This is a genomic window from Bacillus norwichensis (genome assembly GCF_014836955.1).
Classification (GTDB): Bacteria; Bacillota; Bacilli; order Bacillales; family Bacillaceae_C; genus Siminovitchia; species Siminovitchia norwichensis.
Window position 1 is genome coordinate 1 of record NZ_JACSPV010000093.1, and the last position, 1,933, is coordinate 1,933.

Genomic DNA, 1,933 nt, shown 5'->3' on the forward strand with positions numbered 1-1,933 from the left:
ATTCGGATCCATGAATCGCTTGGCTATTTAACACCCAGTGAATATAAGCGCAAGCATCAGGCTGGAATATGTACTATCTAGCTGTAACGCGGCACTTTACTTGGAGTGGCGGGCATGATAGCCTTGGCGGCTGAGCCAGATTCCCTTAAATATCTGGCTTCTTGGCTCGTCATCCTGCCCGCAGAGGCTCCAAGTCAAGTGACAAACTGCCCGTACTATCTTTCAGTAAAGCTTCAGATATTCAATACCTTAAACAGGTCTATGTTCCTTAAAATAATTGTTCAGTTTAGTGTTGACATTCCATAAAGGGATAAACACTGCATAAGGTAAGAATCAGTTTTCATTCTAGACGGTGGCGACGAGAAACGTCGCCCGATTGTTTCCTATAAAAGTGTTTCAGAATTGTCAATGCAAATTAGGAAGAAAGAGCTCAGCATTTGCGACGGGTATTCCGCCTATGGCAATTTGCCTAATGTACAGTTTGCCAACTGCTGGGCGCATGTCCGTCGCTATTGGCTAAAAGCCGACAGCCAAAACGGGCGCAAAGGCGCCCATTTCTGCGACCAATTGTACCGGCTGGAGCGAAAGTTCAAACATCTTTCCCCTGGGAAACGGCGCAAAGCACGCATGAAGTATTCGAAACCCATTGTGGATGAGTTCTTCCAATGGATTGAGGACTTTTTTCGGGAAAAGCGCCCTGGCGAAAGCAGCGGACTACACGCTTAGCAGAATCGAAGGTCTTCGGGCCTTTTTATATGATGGCCGCATCGAAATCGACAATAACCCGGCTGAAAATGCGATTCGCCCTAGCGTGATTGGACGGAAGAACTGGCTGTTCTCTGTTAGCGAAGCGGGCGCGCAAGCGAATGCGATCTGCCTGAGCCTCGCTGAAACAGCCAAGTCTAACGGCATTGATTTCTATGAATATGTCAAAAAGCTATTGACCGATTTACCCGCGTTGGGAATTCATCAAAATCCTGAAATTGTGGATCAATATTTGCCCTGGTCTAAAAACATTCAGGCCACTTGCGCCAAACTATGATAATAACCGCCCATTCTTTGAAGAAAAACAAGAATAGACGGCTATTTGGCATGGGCACCGAAAAAGTGCACTTATTTTATTTATAATTCGGGCTTACAGTTATATAACTCAGCAAACAAGTTAATGACGCCTTAGTGTGAGGCGTCATTAAAGTAATACCTACTTATCACTCTGGACATATCAAGATATTATTAACAGGTGTTTTGTATTTCGGACACAAATATGCAAAAAATTAGAAGGAAGAACGTAATCTCTTACCATCGTATAGAGCAGCCTAACCACACTTGATTGAGCAGATAAAATTTCATCAATGCCTTCTATTGAAAAAACGAAGTCAAAAGTGTGTTTCCTACCGCTCTAAAACCTCCTTGCTTGCAGCATCTGTATTTTTGCATGCTGTAAAATCCGGAAAAACTGCCAACATATAGAAAAGAATGCAAGTTCAAGATTATAAAAAGACCTCAAAGAAAAACCTCTTCCAATATTTTGAGTAAATATTTGATAAATGGCTAACACAACAAAAGTTTCAACGAAATTAAAGCAATAAAATATGCTTCCGGACCCTCCCTTATATAATAACAAACACAATTCCGTATGCGAAAATACAGCCATCGAATCATATACGCCAAACCCATGAAAACTAGAGGAAAAAGTATTAATGTTCGATTCAATTGTGATGGACAAGAGTGATTAATTTTCCCCTGATTTAGAACTCCCCAAATAAAGGACCTCCTTCAAAACTGCTAAAAATAGATTCAAACAAAAAAGCTGTCTCTTCCTATATCTAAAGTAATTTGGCTCCTCACACGAAATCATTACCCTGATAATAATGAGTGTAACAACAATACAACCAGGCTGAAAAAATTTTGGTGGCCCTTTTAACAAGGTACC

The 1,933-nt window shown here is 41.3% G+C and carries 1 pseudogene; it reads left to right on the top strand.

Going from position 1 to position 1,933, the window contains the following annotated elements:
* Window positions 1-435: 435 nt before the first annotated feature.
* Window positions 436-1,042, top strand: a pseudogene (gene tnpC, locus H9631_RS23000) (IS66 family transposase); the annotation flags it as partial.
* Between the last annotated feature and the right edge of the window lie 891 nt (window positions 1,043-1,933).